Origin of the sequence: Shinella sp. BE166 (genome assembly GCF_051201095.1) — a bacterium.
Lineage (GTDB): Bacteria > Pseudomonadota > Alphaproteobacteria > Rhizobiales > Rhizobiaceae > Shinella > Shinella lacus.
Window position 1 is genome coordinate 1 of sequence record NZ_JBPEHL010000053.1, and the last position, 5,255, is coordinate 5,255.

Annotated in this window: 6 protein-coding genes; 3 read left to right on the plus strand and 3 right to left on the minus strand. The window is 58.9% G+C overall.

Going from position 1 to position 5,255, the window contains the following annotated elements; all coding sequences use genetic code 11:
- Positions 1-89 precede the first annotated feature (89 nt).
- On the minus strand, positions 90-260 hold the full coding sequence (locus J2Y63_RS35165; RefSeq protein WP_435269801.1) for a hypothetical protein: 171 nt from the start codon (positions 258-260) through the stop codon (positions 90-92).
- Between the two features lie 191 nt (positions 261-451).
- Complete coding sequence (locus J2Y63_RS35170; protein WP_435269802.1) at positions 452-2,287, minus strand: XRE family transcriptional regulator; 1,836 nt, start codon at positions 2,285-2,287, stop codon at positions 452-454.
- A gap of 20 nt (positions 2,288-2,307) precedes the next feature.
- On the opposite strand from J2Y63_RS35170, the gene J2Y63_RS35175 reads away from it, so the two are divergent.
- Genes J2Y63_RS35175 through J2Y63_RS35185 form a run of 3 tightly spaced genes read left to right on the plus strand, consistent with a single transcriptional unit; the run spans position 2,308 to position 3,478 of the window.
- Positions 2,308-2,943, plus strand: a complete 636-nt coding sequence (locus J2Y63_RS35175; RefSeq protein ID WP_209215421.1) for a TraH family protein — start codon at positions 2,308-2,310, stop codon at positions 2,941-2,943.
- Positions 2,940-3,305 carry a thermonuclease family protein gene (locus J2Y63_RS35180; protein WP_435269803.1) on the plus strand — a complete coding sequence of 122 codons (366 nt, stop codon included), beginning with the start codon at positions 2,940-2,942 and terminating at the stop codon, positions 3,303-3,305. Before J2Y63_RS35175 ends, J2Y63_RS35180 begins: the two co-directional genes overlap by 4 nt.
- A complete protein-coding gene (locus tag J2Y63_RS35185; protein WP_435269804.1) occupies positions 3,305-3,478 on the plus strand; it encodes a hypothetical protein in 174 nt (57 codons plus the stop codon). Before J2Y63_RS35180 ends, J2Y63_RS35185 begins: the two co-directional genes overlap by 1 nt.
- 359 nt (positions 3,479-3,837) lie before the next feature.
- On the opposite strand, the gene J2Y63_RS35190 is transcribed toward J2Y63_RS35185, so the two are convergent.
- Positions 3,838-5,028, minus strand: coding sequence for an NnrS family protein (locus tag J2Y63_RS35190; RefSeq protein ID WP_435269805.1), 1,191 nt, complete (start codon positions 5,026-5,028; stop codon positions 3,838-3,840).
- Positions 5,029-5,255 lie beyond the last annotated feature (227 nt).

Genomic DNA, 5,255 nt, shown 5'->3' on the forward strand with positions numbered 1-5,255 from the left:
AACACGTCAGGAACGGGATGCTGTCGCCCGTCGAGTTCGAGAAGCAGCAGAAAATCTAACCCGAGGGTGTCTACGAAACTCGGGGCTATTCACAACGCTTGGAGATAAGTCGGCAGATTGGCTGCGATGATCGCTCGCTCCCCCGGGTCTGCCATGATGTTATCGTAGGGAAGACCGACGTCGCGAAGGAAGTCAATAAGGCGCTGCGCTTGGGGGTCTACGAAGCTGTTATTTCCGCCTTGAAGAATAATCGAGTTCATGGCGATCCAAATATGTGAGTGTCGTCGTTCCAACTTGGCGACCGACGGGTGAAGTTACTTCAAGCTAGCATTAGCGCGTAATAGTTGAAAGGGCGTAGGACAGAGCCCACGCGCTATCGGCGCGAATTGAGGATCGATCTCATGGCCAGTCGCGCAGACAACCTGATCGAATGACCGGCCGTTCCGTGGAGCTATGGCTGCACGGCGTGCGCCTGTCCTGCGGCCTGACTCAGTGGCCGAATGAACGTTTTTAACCACGCCCTTGCGATGCGTTGATCGAGCTTTTCTCCCAATTCATCATGTTCTTCGAACCACGTGCGTAAAGTGCGAGCGACATGGTCCCTGTAGTTCCCCTGGCCTCGACCATAGGGGTCCTCGCAAGCCTCCCAGAGATCACGGTCGCCGCTGAGCGCAGTCCTATAGACAGCGATTGCATGGTGTCTTGCCGCGTCGACAAAGTCCGCCTCCCACTGATTTGCGTTTTCGAGAAGCTCCGTGAGGAACCCGTAAGTGCTCTCCAACTCGGGATCGGCTTTACGGGACTCAATCACTTCAACAAGACCATCGAGAACTTTCCTCGACCTCAATTTTGCAACAGCTGCGGCACCGTCTCCAAGTCTCTGGAATACATCGAAACTCCAGAACTGCCCGGCACGAGTGGTGGCAGCCCAGACGGTGCGGGGATGCAGGTTGCCAACTGCTGAAATCAATCTGTCATGGGCAGGACGAGGCGGCGTGACGAGCCGATGATGCCTTTCAGCGAAGCGACCAAGGTCATTGTTCACCAACTCCAGCGCCGCTAAAGCCTGCTGCTGCTGAAGGTTCGCGAACATTTGTTCGATGGCTGAGATTGTGGCCTTTCCGGCCTCCGTCTGGGTGCGTCGAACGGCCTCGATTCGTTCCATTACGAAGGAGGTCAATAGTTGCGGATCATCTTGGCCCGCATCGTAGACGAAGGCTTTCAGGCCCATCAATCCGATTTTCTGCAAAGCACCTTCGATCTGGCCATGCTTGATGTCGTAGCCCTCTTCCACATCCTCCGCAGCGTCGCCGGAATCGTGGCGCATTGAAAGAGCATCTCCGGGGCGGGCAAGAGCAATCACAGCTGTTCGTGCAAAGAGGGTGGGATCCGCGTCGGTATCTCTCACGTACTGGAGAAGATCTTGGGATGTTGGATCGGGTGCGCTACCCCATTTTGAGCACAACAATGTCACGGCTCGCTGGTTTTTCATGTGTCCAATGATGTCCGAACGGATAGCCGTCCCATCCACGCCTCTGGTATCAACAAGAGTGACGGACAGGCGCTGATCGGGAACTAGCGCGAATGGAACTGTTACGGTGATCTTGTTCGGCAATGTGAAATCGTCATGGCGACCGTTGTTTATCTCCGTAAACGTCGTTTTCAGCCACTGACGACCCTCACGTGGGTCCGATCCGTCGAACTCGATAACACGGCGACTCCGCCGCCAAAGACTAAGGCGACTTGCGAACTCAGCAATGAACTCCTCGAGATCGGCAAAATGATTGCATAGCTCAAGCGCCGGGTCGGGCGCAGCAGGAACTCCTTTGCGAGCTCTCGGACGTGGCAATTGCGCCATGTTACGCAATGCTCGCTCCACCTCCTCAGCCGGTTTGAAGTCTCCTTGAGCCGCTCCACTCTCGCCCGACATTTTCTCACGGATGCCGCGGCAGGCTTCGGTGACAAGCTTGTAGACTTCTTCATCTGGGACAGGCTCGACCGTCAGCGAGAAGCGATCACCAGTCTCGACGCGAACATCGCAGAGAGTCGTTCTTCCCCCTCCCGTATCAAGTAAAAGACCCTTAAGATCCGACGCCGTTTGTGGATCAATTACCAAGCCAGCCTGACGGCACGCAGCGGTCGTCTTTCCTGCGCCAATTTCGCCCACGTAGACTGTTGCCACAGGCAACGGCTGGTGGATCGGAAACACCAATATTGTCGCAATCCAGAAGGCGAACGCAGAGGCGTGGGCCTCGCTGTTCGGGCTTCCGCTGGTGATGGCCTTCAATACTTGAGAAAGGAGCGGGCATGATCGACGCGGCTTTGATTCAACAATGTGCCGATCCGCGCTTGAGCGTCGAGATCGTTCAGAAGTTTGTCGAGGAAGTGGGTGCTGCCGATCACCTGACGGTCACGGTGAAGAGCGGCCAGCGGACGTTTGCCGTTCCCAAGCCGGCCACGGCCGAAGACGCCTTGGCGCTGACGCAACAGCATGTGGGCCAGGCCGTGGTTCGCGTCGGGCTGACGCAGTATCCGGCCGGCCTCGGTGTTGCCGACAAGAGCGAGTTGAGTATCGACCTGTTCGACCCTTGCGAAAATCTCCGCATGGGCACGGCTCTGTTCGGCAAGGTCTACCGCATCGTCACGAAGTGGTACGGCAATCCCCGGCCCGAGGCGTTCGATGACGCGGTATGGGCTTATGGCACCGGCATCTTCGAGGGGGAGCGCGTGTTTTATGCCGACGATCCCGAAGACGTGAAGGTTGCCGAGCCAAAGGCCGCCGAGGCTCAGGAGGCCGAAGGCGAGCAGTCGGCAGAGACTGAGACGGGCGAGGGGCCTTCAGAACCGCCGTTCACGGACGAAGACCCGAACAAGGCGAGCATCCGGATCGATCTGTCCGGCATCAAATCCCACAACACGGAGCCGAAGACAGCAGGCCAATGACCAGCCATATCATCGTCATCATCATGCTCTGCGCCGTGCAGTGCGAGCCGACAGAAATCCGCATCTGGGACGGGGACACGTTCCGCGTCGGGAGCCGTGGCGGCGAATCTGTCCGGATCTTCAATATCGACGCACCGGAGATCGAGGGGAAATGCCGCTTCGAATCCGACCTGGCGCAGCAGTCCAAACAACGGCTCGCTTCCATCCTTGAGGGTGGAAAGGTGGAGATCCAGCGACAGGATACCGATCGCTACGGCCGCACCTTGGCGGCTGTCCGCGTCAACGGCCGGGACGCCGGCGACATGCTTGTGGCGGAAGGTCTGGCCCGCACATGGAGCGGTAGACGGGAGCCGTGGTGCTGATGGCCGATTACGACACGATCAAGGACCGTTTTATCCTGGTCAGTCCGGACGAGGCGACCATTCATGTCGTCAGCCGGAAGCTGTTTCACGAGGTGATGGGTGGCGTGGCGGCGCTACTCCAATGGGCAGGACAGCGATTCAAGTCTGCCAAGGTGTTGATCGCCTATCTATAAGGGCGATGTGCCGCTTATCATGTCGCGCATAGCGTCCGATAAAACCAAGTCCATCTCAAGCCCGGGAAACGTAGCCAGAAGCTCGGGGATGAGGGGCAGGATGTGAAGGCGGCCGAAGGTGGTAGCCGCAGCCACCCGGATCGATCCGGACATATCGAGCGTGCTGCCCACGACCTTACGGCTCGCGGCTTCAATCTCCTCCAGGAGCGTTGACCGCAGGCTGTGATTTGTCATCGTGGAGGGCGCGAGGCACGGCGCATATCCAGGCGATACAGGAATTGCCGACGCAACGACTTTGCCTTGCTGCGCATCGTGTCCCAGGTCTGGTGACGCCGTTTGGTCCCTCGCGAAGGTCGCGATCAGACCTTTCGCTTCCAAGCGCGCGCCAGCATAGGTCCATAGACCAGTGCGAAAGTGGCGAAGGCTAATGACCAGGAGAGAGCGGACAGGACGAGCAGTTCGGAATAGATCGACATTGCAAATGGTGCGAGCACGCGAGTGGTCGCGGCCGCCATCGCCAAGCCATAGATGGCCAGCGTCGGGCGATCCGCGCGCCGTTCGCGGCCGGTATGGCTTCGGCTGGTCCGGGTCATGACCGCCAGCGTCATCATGCCGATTGCGCCGACGGCCAGTGCATGGATCGCGGCGGAACCGGACACATGCGCCGGCGAGAGGATCGAGGCGCCAAGCATGGCGAGACCGAGCGCGCACCAAAAGTAGCCGAGATGAAGGACGACCACCATGCCGTCACTGATGACGGTCCAGCCACGCCAGCGCAGCAGGCGGATAAAGAGGCCAGCGCCGGCGATGATCAGCAAGACCCCGGTGACGGCGGCCGAGGGCCAGACGACCCACAGCATGATGCCCGCGCCGGTGATGCCGAGGACGGCCATGTCGAAGCGACCGTAGGCTGCCGGTTCCGGCTTGATCTTGTGCTGCGCCATCCAGTTGCGGGTGAAGCTTGGCACGAGCCGTCCGCCGATCAGGGCGATGAGGAAGGTGATAAGGCCGATGGTCATGCGTTCTGCCGCAAGGGAGATATCCGGCACGATCATAGTGACATGAAAACTGACATTGGCGATCGCCAGTAATGATACAATGATGCAGGGCGCCACGTTGCGCCAACTGCTGGCCGCAAATTGCTCACGCCAAAGCGCGCCAGCAAACACGATGAGGAACAGGGCGTCGATCAGGGCGGCTATCGAACCAAGAACGGGATAGGCGAGCATTGCCAGCCGTCCGGCCGCCCACAACAGCACCAATAGGACGATTGACCGGCCCGCGATGGGAAAGTGTCCCGTCCAGTTGGCGCCTGCAACGGTCATATACCCCACGATTACCGCGGCGGTGTAACCGAACAGCATTTCGTGCACATGCCAGTCGCGCGTGAAGATCGTGGCCGGGATTTCACCGATACCGAGAAATGATAGGAGCCAGAGCGGTATTGTTATCGCGGCCCAGAGTGCGGCGAAAAGGAAAAAAGGCCGAAACCCGAAGCTGAACAGGGCCGGGCCGCGATAATCGCGAAGGGTTTGAGCTGTCGTCTTCATGGACTGTCACAATCCTGGGAGGGTCTGCCAGCATGGCGCGCCATATCGTCCCCGCCCCGCGCCAGCTATAAGAATTTCTAAACTCATGTCGGCCGATCCGATAGTTTCCAGAAGACCTTGCCCTCTTGCGGAGATCGTGTCCCAGGATGTGGTGTAGCTGGATTTCATAGCCATCGGTGATTTCCGGTAGGGTCGGGTTGCTTAGAGCCAACCTGAAGGACACCACC

Bases quoted from the DNA above. Each gene is read 5' to 3' on its own strand.
- J2Y63_RS35185 (WP_435269804.1), top strand. From the start codon at position 3,305: ATGGCCGATTACGACACGATCAAGGACCGTTTTATCCTGGTCAGTCCG.
- J2Y63_RS35180 (WP_435269803.1), top strand. From the start codon at position 2,940: ATGACCAGCCATATCATCGTCATCATCATGCTCTGCGCCGTGCAGTGC.
- J2Y63_RS35165 (WP_435269801.1), bottom strand. From the start codon at position 260: ATGAACTCGATTATTCTTCAAGGCGGAAATAACAGCTTCGTAGACCCC.
- J2Y63_RS35175 (WP_209215421.1), top strand. From the start codon at position 2,308: ATGATCGACGCGGCTTTGATTCAACAATGTGCCGATCCGCGCTTGAGC.
- J2Y63_RS35190 (WP_435269805.1), bottom strand. From the start codon at position 5,028: ATGAAGACGACAGCTCAAACCCTTCGCGATTATCGCGGCCCGGCCCTG.